This window comes from Pseudomonas sp. BYT-1, from assembly GCF_023611805.1.
GTDB classification, from domain to species: Bacteria; Pseudomonadota; Gammaproteobacteria; order Pseudomonadales; family Pseudomonadaceae; genus Aquipseudomonas; species Aquipseudomonas guariconensis.
In genome coordinates, this window is sequence record NZ_CP072559.1 from 4557215 (window position 1) to 4576079 (window position 18865).

Below are 18865 nucleotides of genomic sequence, written 5' to 3' on the forward strand. Positions count from 1 at the left end.
AAGGACCTTGCAATGCCTCTTTCCCTGATGATCCTGGCGCTCAGCGCCTTCGCCATCGGCACCACCGAATTCGTCATCATGGGCCTGCTGCCCGATGTGGCGCAGGACCTGGGGGTGACCATCCCCGGTGCCGGCTGGCTGGTGACCGGCTACGCCCTGGGGGTGGCCATCGGCGCACCGTTCATGGCCCTGGCCACTGCGCGTCTGCCGCGCAAGGCCGCGCTGGTGACGCTGATGGGCGTGTTCATCGTCGGCAACCTGCTCTGCGCGGTGGCCGCGGACTATGACCTTTTGATGTTCGCCCGCGTGGTGACCGCCCTGTGCCATGGCGCCTTCTTCGGCATCGGCTCGGTGGTGGCGGCAAGCCTGGTACCGGCCAACCGCCGCGCCTCGGCCGTGGCCCTGATGTTCACCGGCTTGACCCTGGCCAACGTGCTCGGCGTGCCCTTGGGGACTGCGCTGGGCCAGGCCGCTGGCTGGCGCTCGACCTTCTGGGCGGTGACCGCCATCGGCGTGATCGCACTGATCGGCCTGGTGCGCTACCTGCCGCTGCAGCGCCAGGAAGAGAAAGTCGACATGCGCGCCGAACTGGGCGCCCTCAAGGGGGCCGGCATCTGGCTGTCGCTAAGCATGACCGTGCTGTTCTCGGCCTCGATGTTCGCCCTGTTCACCTACGTCGCCCCCCTGCTCGGCGACGTCACCGGCGTATCGCCACGTGGCGTCACCTGGACCTTGCTGTTGATCGGCCTGGGCCTGACCGTGGGCAACATCCTCGGCGGCAAGCTCGCCGACCGCCGCCTGGGGGCGACTCTGGTGGGTGTGTTCGCCGCCATGGCAGTGGTGTCCACGGCGTTGAGCTGGACCAGCACGGCCCTGGTACCTGCCGAGATCACTTTGTTCCTCTGGGCCACCGCCGCCTTTGCCGCCGTGCCTGCCCTGCAGGTCAACGTGGTGACTTACGGCAAGGCCGCACCCAACCTGGTGTCGACCCTGAACATCGGTGCCTTCAACCTGGGCAATGCCCTGGGCGCCTGGGTCGGCGGCAGTGTCATCGCCCACGGCTTCGGCCTGACCCGCGTGCCCTTGGCCGCGGCTGCCCTGGCGATCCTGGCGCTGATCGTCACCTTGATTACCTTCCACCAGCGCGGCGGCAACGCCGAACTGGCCACCGCTTCCAACTGACCCTCGCGAGGCTACGCCAATGACCACGCTCTTCGATCCGATCACACTGGGCGACCTGCAACTGCCCAACCGCATCATCATGGCCCCATTGACCCGTTGCCGCGCCGACGAAGGCCGAGTGCCCAACGCATTGATGGCCGAGTACTACGTGCAACGCGCCAGCGCCGGACTGATCCTCAGCGAGGCCACCTCGGTGACCCCCATGGGCGTTGGCTACCCTGACACTCCCGGCATCTGGTCGGACGAACAGGTGCGCGGCTGGACCAACGTCACCAAGGCCGTGCACGGGGCTGGTGGGCGCATCTTCCTGCAGCTGTGGCACGTCGGGCGCATCTCCCACACCCAGTACCTCAACGGCGAACTGCCGGTGGCCCCGAGCGCGATCCAGCCCAAGGGCCACGTCAGCTTGATCCGTCCGATCACCGAGTACCCGACGCCACGAGCCCTTGAGACCGAAGAAATCGCCGACATCGTCGAGGCCTACCGCACCGGTGCCGAAAATGCCAAGGCGGCCGGCTTCGATGGCGTAGAGATCCACGGGGCCAACGGCTACCTGCTCGATCAATTCCTGCAAAGCAGCACCAACCAGCGCACCGACCGTTACGGCGGCTCCCTGGAAAACCGTGCTCGTCTGCTGCTGGAGGTGACCGACGCGGCGATCGAGGTGTGGGGCGCCAATCGTGTAGGCGTGCACTTGGCACCACGGGCCGACGCCCATGACATGGGCGATGCCGACCGTGCCGAGACCTTCAGCTATGTCGCTCGGGAGCTGGGCAAGCGCGGCATCGCATTCATCTGCTCGCGGGAGAAAGAAGCCGACGACAGCATCGGCCCGCTGATCAAGGAAGCCTTCGGTGGCCCGTACATCGTCAATGAGCGCTTCGACAAAGCCAGTGCCAACGCGGCGCTGGCCAGCGGCAAAGCCGACGCGGTGGCCTTTGGCATCCCATTCATCGCCAACCCCGACCTGCCCGCCCGTCTGGCCGCCGATGCGCCGCTGAACGAGCCGCGCCCGGAGACCTTCTACGCCAAAGGGCCGGTGGGCTACATCGACTATCCGCGGATGTGATCGTAAATCCGCTCCTACAAGCCTTGTGGGAGCGGGTTCACCCGCGAACACAGCTCAGTAGATTCAAGGCCGGGCGTTGATCTGCTGTTGCAGGTTCTGGATCTGGCTCTGCAAGGTATTGAGGTTGCGGGTCACCTGGCTGCGGAAGGCATCGAACTCCTGCACCGAAGCCCCACCAGCGCTAGGTGCCGGGCGGTTGTCGATCTGACTCTTGAGCACCAGCACATCCTGCTCCAGGCTCTCGATCGCCGCACTGGGATTACCCTGTTTCTTCAGGCTCGCCACTTCGCTGCTCAGGCTCTTGATCTGGCCGTCGAGCTTGCCGCCATCGAGCTGGCCGGACTTGAGCGCGGCCAACTCACCATTGACCGCCTTGAGCTGCGCCTGCAACTGGCTCTGCAATTCTGTCACCGCTTTTTGCTGTGCACGGGTATCGGCCAAGACCTGCTCCAGACGCTTGCCCAGATCCCCCGCCTGGCCCGCCACACCCTGCTGCTGCTTGCTCTGCTCGGCCAAGCTCGCCTTCAACTGGCGGATCTGCAGCTTCAAGGCCTCGCTACCGGTGTTGACACTGGACTCGCTGGCCTCGACTTTGCCGCTGATCGCCTGAAGTCGCCCCGCGGCTTCTTCGCTGATCCGGGCGAAGCTCTCCTGGGTCGCTACCAACTGCTGCTCCATCAGCGAGATCTGTTGGAAGCTCCACCATCCCAGGCCCGCCAGGGCGATGACCGAGGCCCCCAGCAGCGCCCACAGCGGGCCCGTGCTGGCCGGACGCGCGGCCTTGCGCCGGCTCCGTGCCACGTGCGCCGGGAGCAGTTCATCATCATCCGGAGTACCGGCACGCAGGGTCGGCACATCGTCGAAATCGTCGAGGGGGTCGTTACGCATGGAGGCTTTCAACCACAGTAATAGCAAAGAGGCATGAGTATAAACCGCCAGAGCGGCGCACTGATGACCATTATCCTCGGCCGGGGTTCATTGTTGGCCGGGCACGTTCTTCCACCAGGCGCAGAATTCATCCAGCGCGGTCCACAGGCTGACCTTGGGCCGGTAGTCCAGATGTTGCCGCGCGCGGCTGATATCCAAAGTGAAATCCCTGCTCATCATCTGCGCCCCGAGGCGCGACAGGGTCGGTTGTGGACGGCCTGGCCACAGCAGGCAGGCGGCCTCGTTCAACGCGCCCAGGCTGTAGGCCAGGCCATAGCCACGGTAGCGGGTAACCTGGGGCAGCTGCATCTGGCGCATCACGTAATTGATCACATCCCACAGCGGCAACGGTTGGCCGTTGCTGATGTTGTAGGCCTGGCCAAGCGCCTGCTCATCGGCGAACAGAGCGCTGAGCAGGGCTTCGTTAAGGTTGTGCACACTGGTGAAATCGGCCTTGTTAAGGCCATTGCCGATGATGGCCAGGCGGCGCTTGCGCTGCAGCTGCATGAGCCTTGGGAAGAAACCGGCATCGCCCGCGCCGGTGACCCGTTGCGGTCGCAGGGCCAGCACTTCCAGGCCGAACTCCTGGGCGCCGAAGACCTTCTGTTCGGCCAGGCGCTTGGTCGACGCCTGAAGGTCATGAAATCGCCGAGGTAATGGCTCCTCGCGGATATCAAGACGCGAGGAGCCATTGAAGTACAGCGACGGCGACGACAGGTACACCAGGCGCCGCACGTGCTCCTTCAAGCAGCCTTCCACCACGTTCTCGGTGACCACCACGTTACCCTGGTGAAAATCCTGATAGCGACCCCAGTGGCCGGTGGCGCCAGCGCAATGGACCACCGCGTCGACACCCTGACAGAGCCGCCGGGCCAGCTCGGCATCGCCTAGGTCGCCAGAAATGAACTGGGCGCCGCGCTTGACCAGATGCTCAACGCCCTCGGCGCGCCGGCCATTGACCCGCACCTCCAGGCCCTGCTCCAAGGCAAAGCGCGCAAAGCGCCCGCCGATGAAGCCGCTCGCACCGGTGACCAGAATTCGCATGTAACACTCCGCCTTGCCAAATTACAGATGCAGCTGACGCCGTCCGCGCCTACAAGGGCACCAGCCAGCTCGACGCCGTATGGCGCAGGTGCTCGGTCAGCTGAGCGAGCAACTGCCCGCCATTGCGCCAATGATGCCAGTACAACGGCACGTCGATGGGGGTATCGGTGCAGATTTCCACCAATTGGCCGCTGGCCAGTTGTTCGCGGGCCTGCAATTCCGGCACCAACCCCCACCCCACACCGGCCTCGGTCATGCGCAGAAACCCTTCGGACGAAGGGCACAGGTGATACAGGAAACTGCCCTCGATGCCCAACGAAGCCAGGTAGCGGTGTTGCAGGAAATCATCCGGGCCGTACACCACTGCCGGGATCCGCGCCAGGCGCCGGGCCTCGAACCCCTGGGCAAAGTGCCGGGCCATGAACGCGGGGCTGGCCAATGCCCGGTAACGCATGGCCCCCAGCAACACGCTGCGCGCGCCGGCCACCGGCCGCTCGCTGCCACACAGGCACGCCGCCACTTCGCCGGCACGCATGCGCTTGAGGCCGACCTCCTGGTCTTCGACTACCAGATCGAGCAACACCTGCTGCCCCGCGCAGAAATCCCCCACCGCACCCGCCCACCAGGTCGCCAGGCTGTCGGCGTTGAGGGCGATACGCAGGCGCTCGGGCAGGCCTTCCTCGTCCAGCGCCGGGACCTGGCGCTGCAGGTCACGCTCAAGCAGACGCACCTGCTGCACATGGTTGAGCAACTGTCGCCCCACCTCGGTGGGGCTCGGTGGCGTGGCCCGCACCAGCACCGGCTGGCCGACCCGCGCCTCGAGCAGCTTGATGCGCTGGGAAATGGCCGATTGCGACAGGCCCAGAACTTGAGCAGCACGTTCGAAACCGCCTTGTTCGATGACGGCAGCGAGGGCGGCAAGCAGCTTGTAGTCGAACATCTATTTCTCTAATGCCAGATCAGCTTTATTTGTTTTTCTTATACAGGGCATTTCCTCACAATGGCCAGCATCTTCTTGGGTAATCAACGCCGGCGCTTGTTCGGCGTCAGTGGAGTGTTCCTGTTATGTGGCAAAGCTATCTGAACGGCATGCTGGTGGCATTCGGCCTGATCATGGCCATCGGCGCACAGAACGCCTTCGTCCTGGCCCAGAGCCTGCGCCGCGAGCATCACTTGCCGGTGGCCGCGCTGTGCATCATCTGCGATGCCATCCTGGTGGCCGCCGGGGTGTTCGGCCTGGCCACGGTCCTGGCTCACAACCCGACCTTGCTGGCGGTCGCACGCTGGGGCGGTGCGGTGTTCCTCATTTGGTACGGGGCCAAGGCACTGCGTAGCGCGTGCTCCAAGCAGAGCCTGCAACACCAGCAAGGCCAAGGCATGCGCTCGCGTCGCGCGGTGTTGCTCAGCGCCCTGGCAGTGACCCTGCTCAACCCTCATGTCTACCTCGACACCGTGCTGCTGATCGGCTCGCTGGGCGCCCAACAGACCGTACCTGGGGCCTATGTGGCCGGCGCCGCCAGTGCCTCGCTGGTGTGGTTCTCGACCCTTGCGCTGGGCGCGGCCTGGCTTGCGCCATGGCTCGCCCGTCCAGCCACCTGGCGCCTGCTGGACCTGATGGTGGCTGTGATGATGTTCGCCGTCGCCGCGCAATTGATCTTTTCTTGAAGGGTGAGTTCTAAGCTGCAAGCTGCAAGCCAAAGGCAGACACGGCGCCCTCTTCCAGCTTGAAGCTTGAAGCTTGACGCTTGCGTGAAGCTCGCAGCGCCCACTATTCCCTATGTTTGTTGCGTGGTTATGCGCAAGGGCCGGTGCTATGATCCAGCCCTTGCGTCGCAAAGCGTGTCAAACGCGCTGACGCACCTCGGGCCGCCCGTGATCGGCCTTGCGCAAACCGCGAACAGACCTGAATCAGGAGATCCACCATGGCTTTTGAATTGCCGCCGCTGCCGTACGCCCACGATGCCCTGCAGCCGCACATCTCCAAGGAAACCCTGGAGTATCACCACGACAAGCACCACAACACCTATGTCGTGAACCTGAACAACCTGGTCCCAGGCACCGAATTCGAGGGCAAGTCCCTGGAAGACATCGTCAAGACCTCCTCGGGTGGCATCTTCAACAACGCCGCTCAAGTCTGGAACCACACCTTCTACTGGAACTGCCTGTCGCCAAACGGCGGCGGCCAGCCAACCGGCGCCCTGGCCGATGCCATCACCAAGGCTTTCGGTTCCTTCGACAAGTTCAAGGAAGAGTTCACCAAGACTTCCGTCGGCACCTTCGGTTCCGGCTGGGGCTGGCTGGTGAAGAAGGCCGACGGTTCCCTGGCCCTGGCCAGCACCATCGGCGCCGGCAACCCGCTGACCAGCGGCGACACCCCGCTGCTGACCTGCGACGTCTGGGAACACGCCTACTACATCGACTACCGCAACCTGCGTCCTAAGTACGTCGAGGCGTTCTGGAACCTGGTCAACTGGGCCTTCGTGGCCGAGCAGTTCGAAGGCAAAACCTTCAAGGCCTGATGCCTGGGGTAACCTTCGATCCAAGAAATCCGACGCTCATGCGTCGGATTTTTTTTGTGCAGGTTTCGCCAATGAGGCCCTCGCACACGCACACGCTTCGCCAGCGCTTGCCCACACCCGATAGCGCGCTAACATGAATCTTCTGGAAAGTTGATACAGCGCACTCAAGTCGCCAGTCCCCACAACCGATATATTGCCCATGAGAGGATGAACGACGGCCGTCACCTGTCGCGACAATCGGTCGATAGTGTATTGCCAAGGGTAATGGCAAAATAATGGCATGCGCATGGATTAAGGAAACCCCATTGAAGCTGGAATTTCGGGACAGCTTGTCGGTCAAGTTGCTCAGGGTCGTGCTGCTCTCGGCGCTGGCTGTCGGCGTTGTCCTCAGCTGCGCGCAGATCGTCTATGACGCCTACAAGACCCGCCAGTCCGTCAACAACGATGCCCAACGCATCCTCGACATGTTCCGCGACCCGTCTACCCAAGCGGTCTACAGCCTTGACCGGGAGATGGGCATGCAGGTCATGGAAGGCCTGTTCCAGGACGCTTCAGTGCGCGCGGCCTCCATCGGCCACCCCAACGAAACCATGCTCGCGGAAAAATCCCGTCCGCTTCAGGACACGCCCGCACGCTGGCTGACCGACCTGATCCTCGGTCAGCAAAGGACCTTCACCACCCAACTGGTCGGCCGTGGGCCGTACAGCGAGTATTACGGCGACCTGAGCATCACCCTGGACACCGCCACCTATGGCGAAGGCTTTCTGATCAATGCAGTGATCATCTTCATTTCCGGGGTGCTGCGCGCGCTCGCCATGGGCCTGGTGCTGTATCTGGTCTATCACTGGCTGCTGACCAAGCCATTGTCCAAGCTCATCGAGCACCTCACCCAGATCAATCCCGACCGCCCCAGCCAGCATGAGATCCCGCTGCTCAAGGGCCACGAAAAGAACGAGCTGGGGCTGTGGGTCAACACCGCCAACCAGTTGCTGGCCTCCATCGAACGCAACACCCACCTGCGCCACGAAGCCGAGAACAGCCTACAACGCATGGCCCAGTACGACTTCCTCACCGGGCTGCCAAACCGCCAGCAGTTCCAGCAGCAGTTGGACAAGATTCTCGTCGATGGTGGCCGCCTGCAGCGCCGGGTCGCGGTGTTGTGCGTGGGGCTGGACGATTTCAAGGGCATCAACGAGCAATTCAGCTATCAAGTCGGCGATCAATTGTTGCTGGCCTTGGCCGACCGCCTGCGTGCCCACAGCGGCCGCCTCGGCGCCCTGGCGCGGCTCGGTGGGGACCAGTTCGCCCTGGTCCAGGCCGACATCGAACAACCGTACGAGGCCGCCGAGCTCGCCCAGAGCATCCTCGACGACCTGGAAATGCCCTTCCCCCTGGATCACCAGAACATCCGGCTGCGCGCTACCATCGGCATCACCTTGTTCCCCGAAGATGGCGACAGCACCGAGAAACTGCTGCAAAAAGCCGAGCAGACCATGACCTTGGCCAAGGCCCGATCCCGTAACCGCTACCAGTTCTATATCGCCAGCGTCGACAGCGAGATGCGTCGGCGCCGCGAGCTGGAAAAAGACCTGCGCGAAGCCCTGCCGCGCAACCAGTTGTACCTGGTGTACCAACCCCAGATCAGCTACCGCGATCACCGTGTGGTCGGCGTCGAAGCCCTGTTGCGCTGGCAGCACCCAGAGCTGGGCATGGTTCCGCCCGACCAGTTCATCCCTCTGGCCGAACAGAACGGCAGCATCATCGGCATCGGCGAGTGGGTGCTCGACCAGGCCTGCCGACAGTTGCGTGAATGGCACGACCTGGGCTTCAGCGACCTGCGCATGGCCGTCAACCTGTCCACCGTGCAGCTGCACCACAGCGAGCTGCCCCGGGTGGTGAACAACCTGTTGCAGATCTACCGCCTGCCCCCGCGCAGCCTGGAGCTGGAGGTGACCGAGACCGGCCTGATGGAGGACATCAGCACCGCCGCCCAGCACTTGCTGAGCCTGCGCCGCTCCGGGGCGCTGATCGCCATCGATGACTTCGGGACCGGTTACTCCTCGCTCAGCTACCTGAAGTCGTTGCCGCTGGACAAGATCAAGATCGACAAGAGCTTCGTCCAGGACCTGCTGGATGACGATGACGACGCCACCATCGTCCGGGCTGTCATCCAGCTGGGCAAGAGCCTGGGCATGCAGGTGATCGCCGAAGGCGTGGAAACCGCCGAGCAGGAAGCCTACATCATCGCCCAGGGCTGCCATGAGGGTCAGGGCTACCACTACAGCAAGCCGCTGTCGGCTCGCGAACTGACGGCCTTCCTCAAGCACGCGCAGCGCAACCAAGTCACCGCGTTCTGACCCCAGCGACCGCTTGATCGCGAAAGCGACCCTTGCGCATGAATTGCGCACCTGCCCCTTTACACAAAATGCAAATCTTTCGCATTATGTTGCGGTTTCGCAGGCCACACTGTCCAACCTCACGACGCAGGATACCTACAATGATTCGAATGCCTCTGGCCTCCGCCAGTCTGCTGGCCATCGCCATCGCCCTCGCCGGTTGCGGTGAGAGCAAGGATGACAAGGCTGCCGCGCCGCAAGCCCAGGCACCGGCTGCCGCAAGCGCCACCGCAGCGCCCGGGGCTGTCGACGAAGCGGCCGGCAAGGCCGTGGTCAAGCACTATGCCGAGATGGTCCACGCCGTCTACAGCGACTCGCTGAGCACCGCCAAGACCCTGCAGACCGCCATCGACGCCTTCCTGGCCAAGCCCAACGACCAGACCCTGATGGCTGCCAAGCAAGCCTGGGCAGCGGCTCGTGTGCCGTACCTGCAGAGCGAAGTGTTCCGCTTCGGCAATACCATCATCGACGACTGGGAAGGCCAGGTGAACGCATGGCCTCTGGACGAAGGCCTGATCGATTACGTCGACAAGAGCTACGAGCACGCCCTGGGCAACCCGGCGGCCAGCGCCAACATCATTGCCAACACCGAAGTCCAGGTCGGCGAAGAAAAGGTCGACGTCAAGGACATCACCCCTGAGAAACTGGCCAGCCTGAACGAGCTGGGCGGTTCCGAGGCCAACGTCGCCACCGGCTATCACGCCATCGAATTCCTGCTGTGGGGCCAGGACCTCAACGGCACCGGCCCAGGCGCCGGCAACCGCCCGGCTTCGGACTACCTGGAAGGCCAAGGCGCCACTGGCGGTCACAACGAGCGCCGTCGCGCCTACCTGAAGGCCGTGACCCAACTGCTGGTCCAGGATCTGGAAGAAATGGTCGCCAACTGGGCGCCGAACGTCAGCGACAACTACCGCGCCAAGCTGGAGGCCGAGCCTGTGGCCGATGGTCTGCGCAAAATGCTGTTCGGTATGGGCAGCCTGTCGCTGGGCGAACTGGCCGGTGAGCGCATGAAGGTCTCCCTGGAGGCCAACTCGCCAGAAGACGAGCAGGACTGCTTCAGCGACAACACCCACTACTCGCACTTCTACGACGCCAAGGGTATCCGCAACGTCTACCTGGGCGAGTACACCCGCGCCGACGGCTCCAAGCTGAGCGGCCCGAGCTTGTCGGAGTTGGTCGCCAAGGTCGATCCGGCCACCGACGCCACCCTCAAGGCGGACTTGGAAGCCACCGAGGCGAAGATCCAGGTCATGGTCGACCACGCCCTCAAAGGCGAACACTACGACCAGCTGATCGCGGCTGACAACGCTGCTGGCAACCAGATCGTGCGTGACGCCATCGCATCCCTGGTCAAACAGACCGGCTCGATCGAGCAAGCCGCCGGCAAGCTGGGCATCGCCAACCTGAACCCGGACACCGCCGATCACGAATTCTGATCCGGATCCAGTGGTTCGACAGGGGCGGCCTTCGGGCCGCCTTTTTCATGGCCGGAAAATCTACTGCCGCAGACGCGAGCCAACGACAACCTGACATCGATTTCATCAAGGCAATTGCAAATTGCTCTTATTCAAATTCCGTCACCCTGCTAAGCTTGCACGCCGGTTTTTTAGCACTCACCCAGGATCCTCGATGCCCGCGTCGCTGCTCCGACTCTCTCCCTTGCTGCTGGTCGCCGCCCTGGCCGCCTGTGATGACGCCCCGCGTTTCACCCAGGCCGAGCCCGGCGAAGCCCTTTCCGCCGGCAAGGCCACCGTGCAGCGCAGCGACCGCAACGCCTTTTCCCTGCCCTCGGCCAATCTCTCGCCAGAGCGGCGCCTGGACTTCAGTGTCGGCAACAGTTTCTTTCGCAACCCCTGGGTGATCGCCCCCTCCACCACCACCGCCCGTGATGGCTTAGGCCCGCTGTTCAATACCAACGCTTGCCAGAACTGCCATGTGCGCGATGGGCGTGGCCATCCACCTGAGCCCAACGCCAGCAACGCGGTCTCGATGCTGGTGCGCCTGTCGATTCCCGATCAGGCGCAATACGCCAAGGAAATCGAACGCCTGGGCGTGGTGCCGGAGCCGGTGTATGGCACGCAACTGCAAGACATGGCCGTCCCCGGCGTGGCACCGGAGGGCAAGGTGCGGGTGGATTACACCAGCGAGACCGTCACCTTCGAGGACGGCCATGTGGTGGAGCTGCGTCGTCCGGCGCTGCAGATCACCCAGCTCGGCTACGGACCGATGCACCCCGATACCCGTTTCTCCGCCCGTGTGGCCCCGCCGATGATCGGCCTGGGCCTGCTGGAGGCGATCCCGGAGGCCGCAATCCTTGCCAATGCCGATCCGGACGATCGCAACGGCGATGGCATCCGTGGACGCCCCAACCAGGTCTGGGACCAGACGACGAACAAGACCGTGCTCGGCCGCTTCGGCTGGAAAGCCGGGCAGCCCAACGTGAACCAGCAGAACGTCCATGCCTTTGCCGGCGACATGGGCCTGACCAGCACCTTGCAGCCGGTCGATGACTGCACGCCTGCCCAGGTCGATTGCCTGGCCGCCCCCAACGGCGACGGCACAGGCGGCGAGAAAGAAGTCAGCGACAATATCCTGCGCCTGGTCACCTTCTACACCCGTAATCTAGGCGTGCCGGCGCGCCGCGACGTCGGCGCGCCCCAGGTATTGGCCGGCAAGAACCTGTTCTTCCAGGCCGGCTGCCAAGGCTGTCATACCCCGCAGTTCACCACCGGCCCCGACACCCACGAACCCGAACTGGCCAACCAGGTGATCCGGCCGTACAGCGACCTGCTGCTGCACGACATGGGGCCAGGCCTGGCCGACAACCGCAGCGAATTCAAAGCCTCCGGGCAGGATTGGCGTACCCCTCCACTGTGGGGTATCGGCCTGACCGAAACGGTCAGCGGCCACACCCAGTTCCTGCATGACGGCCGCGCCCGCAATCTGCTGGAGGCCGTGCTCTGGCACGGCGGCGAAGCCGAAGCGGCGCGCAACCATGTACTGACCTTCAATGCCGAGCAACGCGCTGCGCTGCTGGCCTTTTTGAACTCACTTTAACGCGCAAGGAGCCGGGCAATGTTCCGACCCAAACTGTTGTTCACCAGCCTCGCCGCACTCGCCCTCGGTGCCTGCTCGCCCCAGGACCCGCAGGCTGTGACCTCCGCCGCCATCGCCAAGCAGGTGATCCTGCCGACCTACAGCCGTTGGGTCGAAGCCGACCGCCAGCTGGCCGCCAGCGCCCTGGCTTATTGCGAAGGCAAGGAGTCGCTCGAGACCGCGCGCGCCGATTTCCTCAACGCCCAAAAGGCCTGGGCCGAGCTGCAACCGCTGCTGGTCGGCCCGCTGGCCGAAGGTAACCGCGCCTGGCAAGTGCAGTTCTGGCCCGACAAGAAAAACCTGGTCGGCCGTCAGGTCGAGCAACTGGTCGCCGGCGACAAGCCGATCGACGCCGAGACACTGGGCAAGTCCAGCGTCGTGGTGCGCGGCCTGTCCGCCTACGAATACATCCTGTTCGACAGCAAGCCGGACGTCGCCACGCCTGAGCAGAAGGCCCGCTATTGCCCATTGCTGGTGGCCATCGGCGAGCACCAGAAGGCCCTGGCCGAGGAGATCCTCAAAGGCTGGAACAGCACCGATGGCATGCTCTCGCAGATGACCAAGTTCCCCAACCAGCGCTACGCCGATTCCCACGAGGCGATCGCCGACCTGCTGCGTGCCCAGGTCACCGCCCTGGACACCCTGAAGAAGAAGCTTGGCGCTCCGATGGGCCGCCAGAGCAAGGGCATCGCCCAGCCGCTGCAGGCCGAAGCCTGGCGCAGCCAGTCCTCGCTCAAGAGCCTGGAAGCCAGCCTCAAGGCCGCCCAGGCGGTTTGGGTCGGCGTCGACAACCAGGGCCTGCGCGCCTTGCTGGGCAAGGACCAGGCTGCCCTGGCGCAGAAGATCGACGACGCCTACGCCGCCTCGCTCAAGCTGCTGGAGGCCAACGACAAGCCGTTGGGCGAACTGTTGGCCGACGACGCTGGCAAACAGACCCTCGACCAGATCTACGACAGCCTCAACGCCGTCCACCGCCTGCACGAAGGTGACCTGGCCAAGGCACTCAACATCCAGCTGGGCTTCAATGCCAACGACGGTGACTGATCATGCTGCGACGCCAGGCCCTCAAACTCGGTAGCGTCGTGCTCAGCGCCCTCACCCTGGGCGGCTGGAGCCTGTTTCGCAACAGCGCCAGCGAACCCCTGCTGCTCTCGGCGCGCGACGATGGCGACGGCAGGCACTATGCCGTCGGTTACCGTCTGGACGGCACCCAGGTGTTCGCCACCCAGGTGGCCCAGCGTTGCCATGACATCATCAACCACCCCGAGCGGCCGATCGCCCTGTTCGTGGCACGTCGACCAGGCACCGAAAGCTACCTGATCGACCTGCGCGACGGGCGCCTGCTGCAGACCGTCACCTCGCAACCGGACCGGCACTTCTACGGCCACGCGGTGATTCATAAAAGCGGTGAGTGGCTGTACGCCACCGAGAACGACACCACCGATCCGGGGCGTGGCGTGCTGGGCATCTACCGCTTCGAAGGTGATCGCCTGGTCCACAGCGGTGAGATCCCTACTCACGGCATCGGCCCGCACCAGGTATCCTGGCTGCCGGACGGCGAAACCCTGGTGGTGGCCAACGGCGGTATCCGCACCGAGGCCGAAAGCCGGGTGGAAATGAACCTCGACGCCATGGAGCCCAGCCTGGTGCTGATGCGGCGCGACGGTACCCTGCTGAGCAAGGAAACCCTCGCCCAGCAGATGAACAGCGTGCGCCATCTGGCCGTCGGCAGCGACGGCACCATCGCCGCCTGCCAGCAGTTCATGGGCGATGCCCACGAGACCGCCGAATTGCTCGCGATCAAGCGTCCAGGCGAACCGTTCAAGGCCTTCCCGGTGCCCGAGCGACAGTTGCAGTCGATGGCCCAGTACACCGCCAGCGTCGCCATCCACAGCGACCTGCGCCTGGTGGCGTTGACCGCACCACGGGCCAACCGCTTGTTCATCTGGGACCTGGACAGCGGTGCGGTCAAGCTCGACGCGCCGATGCCCGACTGTGCGGGCGTGGGCGCGGTGAAGGACGGTTTCGTGGTCACCTCAGGCCAAGGGCGCTGCCGGTTCTATGACTGCCGCAAAGCAGAGCTGGTCGCCCAGCCGCTGAACCTGCCGTCTGGGTTCTGGGACAACCACCTGCACCTGGCCTAGGGGACCGCACGGCCCTTTCGCGGCCACCCCGCGAAAGGGCTGCAAACCTGCGTGTTCGCCCATCGGCGACCACCTGTCCATCCCCGCCTTCCCCCATCCCTGAAAAACAGGCAATACTTCTCCCATCCGCACGTGGGCAGGATCGCCCGTTGTCGTGCCAGACGAACAACAACTATCCAAGGAACCGGACTATGCTGCGCCGCCGCATGCTGATCATGTTGGCCGTGGTCCTGCTGATCGTATTGACCTTAGGTGGCATCAAGGCGTTCTCGATCTACAAGCAGATCCAGATGTTCTCCGCACCGAAACCGCCGGTCAGCGTCGCTGCGGCAGTGGCCGAAGAGCGCCAGTGGCAGGAGCGTCTGCCTGCGATCGGCAGTCTCAAGGCGTTCCAGGGCGTCGAGTTGAGCCTGGAAGTGGCCGGCACAGTCAAATCGCTGCATTTCGAGTCGGGCCAGAAGGTCAAGGCCGGCCAGCTTCTGTTGCAACTGGACCACGACCAGGAGACCGCACTGCTCGGCACAGCCCAGGCAGACCTGGGCCTGGCCAAGGTGGACTTCGGCCGGGGCAGCCAGTTGGTTGGCGATTCGGCGATTTCCCGCGGCGAGTTCGACCGCCTCACCGCCCAGTACCGACGCAACCAGGCCGTCGTCGACCAGCTCAAGGCCTCCCTGGCCAAGAAAAGCATCAGCGCGCCCTTCAGCGGCACCATCGGTATTCGCCAGGTGGACGTGGGCGACTACCTCGCCAGCGGCACAGTGATCGCCACCCTGCAGGATCTCTCCAGCCTGTATGTCGACTTCAACGTGCCCGAGCAAACCCTGCCCCAACTGAGCCTCGGCCAGCAGGTGCTGGTGCAAGTGGCGGCCTACCCGGGCCAGACCTTCCCTGCCAGCCTGAGCGCCATCAACCCCAAGGTCGAGGAAAGCACCCGCAACCTGTTGCTGCGCGCCACCCTGGCCAACCCCGACGGCAAGCTGCTGCCTGGCATGTTCGCCAGTTTGCTGGTGCTGTTGCCCGACCCGCGTCCTCAAGTGGTGGTACCGGAAAGCGCCATTACCTACACGCTCTATGGCAACTCGGTGTACGTGGTCGCCCAGAAGAAGGACAAGAACGGCCAGGTGGAAAAGGCCGCCGACGGCCAGCCGCAACTGGTCGCCGAACAGCGCACCGTCAAGACCGGAGAACGTCGTGATGGTCTAGTGGTGGTGGGCGAAGGCCTCAAGGCGGGTGAACAGGTGGTGACCGCCGGCCAGCTGAAGCTCACGCCTGGCACGGCCATCCGCATCAGCCACGACGAAGCCCTCCAGCTGGATGGCCAGCGCGCCTCCGGCGCCAACTGATCAGGAGGCTGGCATGGCGTTCACCGACCCGTTCATCCGCCGCCCGGTCCTGGCCAGCGTGGTCAGCCTGTTGATCCTGCTGCTGGGCTTCCAGGCCTGGAGCAAGCTGCAGATCCGCCAGTACCCGCAGATGGAAAACGCCCTGATCACGGTGACCACCGCCTATCCCGGGGCCAATGCCGAGACCATTCAGGGCTATATCACCCAACCTTTGCAACAGAGCCTGGCCAGCGCCGACGGCATCGACTACATGACCTCGGTGAGCCGCCAGAACTTCTCGGTGATCTCGGTCTATGCACGCATCGGCGCTGACACTGACCGCCTGTTCACGCAACTGCTGGCCAAGGCCAACGAGGTACGTAACAAGCTGCCCCAGGACTCCGAAGACCCGGTGCTGAGCAAAGAGGCCGCCGACGCCTCGGCCCTGATGTACATCAGCTTCTACAGCCAGCAGATGAGCAACCCACAGATCACCGATTACCTTTCGCGTGTGATCCAGCCCAAGCTGGCCACACTGCCTGGCATGGCCGAGGCGGAAATCCTCGGCAACCAGGTGTTCGCCATGCGCATCTGGCTGGACCCTGTGAAGCTGGCAGGCTTTGGCCTGGCGGCCACCGACGTGACCAACGCGGTCCGCCGCTACAACTTTCTCTCCGCTGCCGGCGAAGTCAAAGGCGAGTACGTGGTCACCAGCATCAATGCCACCACCGAGCTCAAATCCGCCGAGGCCTTTGCCAAGCTGCCGGTCAAGACCGTCGGCGACAGGCGTGTGCTGCTGGGCGATGTAGCGCGGGTGGAAATGGGCGCGGAGAACTACGACACGGTCAGCTCCTTCGACGGTACGCCTTCGGTGTACATCGGCATCAAGGCCACCCCCGCCGCCAACCCGCTGGAGGTGATCAAGGAAGTCCGGCGGATCATGCCGACGCTGGAAGCGCAGTTGCCGTCGAATCTCAAGGTCTCCATCGCCTACGACGCGACCTTGTTCATCCAGGCTTCCATCGATGAGGTGATCAAGACCCTCGGCGAGGCCGTGCTGATCGTCATTGTCGTGGTGTTCCTGTTCCTGGGTGCCCTGCGCTCGGTGCTCATCCCGGTGGTGACCATTCCGCTGTCGATGATCGGCGTATTGTTCTTCATGCAGATGATGGGTTACTCGCTGAACCTTTTGACCTTGCTGGCCATGGTGCTGGCCATCGGCCTGGTGGTGGATGACGCCATTGTCGTGGTGGAGAACATCCACCGGCACATGGAAGAAGGCAAGACGCCCTTCGAGGCCGCCCTGGAAGGCGCTCGGGAGATCGCCATGCCGGTGGTGTCGATGACCATCACCCTGGCGGCGGTCTATGCCCCCATCGGCTTTCTCACAGGCCTGACCGGCGCGCTGTTCAAGGAGTTCGCGCTGACGTTGGCCGGGGCGGTAGTCATCTCCGGCATCGTCGCCCTGACCCTGTCGCCGATGATGTGCGCCCTGCTGCTGCGCCACGAACAGAACCCCAGCGGTCTTGCCCATCGCCTGGACGTGCTGTTCGACGGCCTCAAGGTCCGCTACCAACGCCTGCTGCACGGCACCCTGAACAGCCGGCCGGTGGTGCTGGTGTTCGCCGTGATCGTGTTGTGCCTGATCCCGGTGCTCTTGATGTTCACCCATAACGAACTGGCGCCGGACGAGGACCAGGGGGTGATCTTCATGATGAGCAATGCCCCGCAAACGGCCAACCTGGACTACCTCAACGCCTACACCGATCAGTTCACACCGGTGTTCAAGACCTTCCCCGAGTACTACTCATCGTTCCAGATCAACGGCTTCAATGGGGTGCAGAGCGGTATCGGGGGCTTTCTGCTCAAGCCTTGGAACGAACGCGAGCGCACCCAGATGGAGTTGTTGCCGCTGGTGCAAGCCAAACTGGAAGAAATCGGCGGACTGCAGATCTTCGGCTTCAACTTGCCGTCGCTCCCGGGCACAGGCGAAGGCCTGCCGTTCCAGTTCGTGATCAATACCGCAGGCGACTACCCTGCCCTGCTGGAGGTGGCCGAACGGATCAAGGCCCGCGCCCAGGCATCAGGCAAGTTCGCCTTCCTCGACATCGACCTGGCCTTCGACAAGCCCGAGGTAGTAGTGGACATCGACCGGGACAAGGCAGCGCAGATGGGCGTGTCCATGGATGATCTGGGCGGCACCCTGGCAACGTTGCTGGGCGAGGGCGAAATCAACCGTTTCACCCTTGAGGGGCGTAGCTACAAAGTCATCGCCCAGGTCGAACGGCCCTACCGGGACAACGCCGGCTGGCTGAACAACTACTACGTGAAGAACGATCAGGACCAGTTACTGCCCTTGTCGACCCTGATCACCGTCAGCGACCGCGCAAGGCCCCGCCAGCTCAACCAGTTCCAGCAACTGAACTCGGCGATCATCCAGGGCTTTCCACTGGTCAGTGTCGGCGAGGCGCTGCAGACCGTGCAGGCGATCGCCAAAGAGGAGGCTCCGGAAGGGTTCTCGTTCGATTACGCTGGCACCGCACGGCAGTTCGTCCAGGAAGGCAGCGCCTTGTGGGTCACCTTTGGTCTGGCGCTGGCGATCATCTTCCTGGTGCTGGCGGCGCAGTTCGAAAGTTTCAGGGATCCGCTGGTGATTCTGGTCACGGTGCCGCTCTCCATCTGCGGCGCCCTGTTGCCGCTGTTCCTCGGCGTTTCGAGCATGAACATCTACACCCAGGTGGGGCTGGTGACGCTGATCGGCCTGATCAGCAAGCACGGCATTCTGATCGTCGAGTTCGCCAACCAGTTGCGCGAGCGGATGGGCGTGGATGCCCGCGAGGCCATAGAAGTCGCCGCAGCCATACGCCTGCGGCCGGTGCTGATGACCACCGCAGCTATGGTATTCGGCATGGTGCCGTTGATCCTGGCGACCGGGGCCGGTGCGGTCAGCCGCTTCGACATCGGCATGGTCATCGCCACCGGCATGTCGATCGGCACGCTGTTTACCCTGTTCGTGTTGCCCAGCATCTACACGCTTTTGGCGCACCGGACCGTGGCGACGTCTTCACGGGTAACCCCGGTGCCACCAGGTCCGCCCTGATCCCTGTGGGAACGGGTTTTACCCGCGATGCGGTCGACACAAACAAAATTGGCGGGCAATAAAAAA

The 18865-nt window shown here is 63.8% G+C and carries 14 protein-coding genes; 11 read left to right on the plus strand and 3 right to left on the minus strand.

The features are described 5' to 3' along the window. Positions 1–12: 12 nt before the first annotated feature. Positions 13–1182, plus strand: a complete 1170-nt coding sequence (locus J5X93_RS21305) for an MFS transporter (RefSeq protein WP_090344930.1) — start codon at positions 13–15, stop codon at positions 1180–1182. A 19-nt stretch (positions 1183–1201) separates the two neighbouring features. After that, positions 1202–2251 carry an alkene reductase gene (locus tag J5X93_RS21310; protein ID WP_090344928.1) on the plus strand — a complete coding sequence of 350 codons (1050 nt, stop codon included), beginning with the start codon at positions 1202–1204 and terminating at the stop codon, positions 2249–2251. Between the two features lie 63 nt (positions 2252–2314). Here J5X93_RS21310 and J5X93_RS21315 read toward each other — a convergent pair whose 3' ends face one another. The 3 genes from J5X93_RS21315 to J5X93_RS21325 form a co-directional block, all read right to left on the minus strand. Then, positions 2315–3139, minus strand: coding sequence for an ATPase (locus tag J5X93_RS21315; RefSeq protein ID WP_043213579.1), 825 nt, complete (start codon positions 3137–3139; stop codon positions 2315–2317). Positions 3140–3226: 87 nt separating this feature from the next. Beyond that, positions 3227–4222: an NAD-dependent epimerase/dehydratase family protein gene (locus J5X93_RS21320; protein WP_090344926.1), complete on the minus strand. Its 996-nt coding sequence runs from the start codon at positions 4220–4222 to the stop codon at positions 3227–3229. Between the two features lie 49 nt (positions 4223–4271). Continuing rightward, complete coding sequence (locus J5X93_RS21325; RefSeq protein WP_070576115.1) at positions 4272–5162, minus strand: LysR family transcriptional regulator ArgP; 891 nt, start codon at positions 5160–5162, stop codon at positions 4272–4274. 125 nt (positions 5163–5287) lie between these two features. Here J5X93_RS21325 and J5X93_RS21330 point away from each other — a divergent pair, with 125 nt between their 5' ends. From J5X93_RS21330 to J5X93_RS21370, 9 genes are all read left to right on the plus strand, one after another. After that, entirely contained in the window at positions 5288–5887 is a 600-nt protein-coding gene (locus J5X93_RS21330) for a LysE/ArgO family amino acid transporter (protein ID WP_043213572.1), read from the plus strand. Positions 5888–6144: 257 nt separating this feature from the next. Continuing rightward, positions 6145–6741, plus strand: a complete 597-nt coding sequence (locus J5X93_RS21335) for a superoxide dismutase (protein ID WP_043213571.1) — start codon at positions 6145–6147, stop codon at positions 6739–6741. A gap of 305 nt (positions 6742–7046) precedes the next feature. Next, positions 7047–9098 carry a putative bifunctional diguanylate cyclase/phosphodiesterase gene (locus J5X93_RS21340; RefSeq protein WP_090344922.1) on the plus strand — a complete coding sequence of 684 codons (2052 nt, stop codon included), beginning with the start codon at positions 7047–7049 and terminating at the stop codon, positions 9096–9098. Between the two features lie 140 nt (positions 9099–9238). Beyond that, on the plus strand, positions 9239–10573 hold the full coding sequence (locus J5X93_RS21345) for an imelysin family protein (protein WP_102081634.1): 1335 nt from the start codon (positions 9239–9241) through the stop codon (positions 10571–10573). Positions 10574–10766: 193 nt separating this feature from the next. Beyond that, positions 10767–12194, plus strand: coding sequence for a di-heme oxidoreductase family protein (locus tag J5X93_RS21350; protein WP_090344917.1), 1428 nt, complete (start codon positions 10767–10769; stop codon positions 12192–12194). Positions 12195–12212: 18 nt separating this feature from the next. Continuing rightward, positions 12213–13277 (plus strand): imelysin family protein, encoded by a 1065-nt coding sequence (locus J5X93_RS21355; RefSeq protein ID WP_043213561.1) that lies wholly within the window; start codon positions 12213–12215, stop codon positions 13275–13277. A 2-nt stretch (positions 13278–13279) separates the two neighbouring features. After that, entirely contained in the window at positions 13280–14377 is a 1098-nt protein-coding gene (locus J5X93_RS21360) for a DUF1513 domain-containing protein (protein ID WP_043213559.1), read from the plus strand. Between the two features lie 191 nt (positions 14378–14568). Continuing rightward, complete coding sequence (locus J5X93_RS21365) at positions 14569–15720, plus strand: efflux RND transporter periplasmic adaptor subunit (RefSeq protein ID WP_043213557.1); 1152 nt, start codon at positions 14569–14571, stop codon at positions 15718–15720. 13 nt (positions 15721–15733) lie between these two features. Continuing rightward, positions 15734–18799 carry a multidrug efflux RND transporter permease subunit gene (locus tag J5X93_RS21370; protein WP_250033969.1) on the plus strand — a complete coding sequence of 1022 codons (3066 nt, stop codon included), beginning with the start codon at positions 15734–15736 and terminating at the stop codon, positions 18797–18799. The last annotated feature ends 66 nt before the right edge of the window (positions 18800–18865 follow it).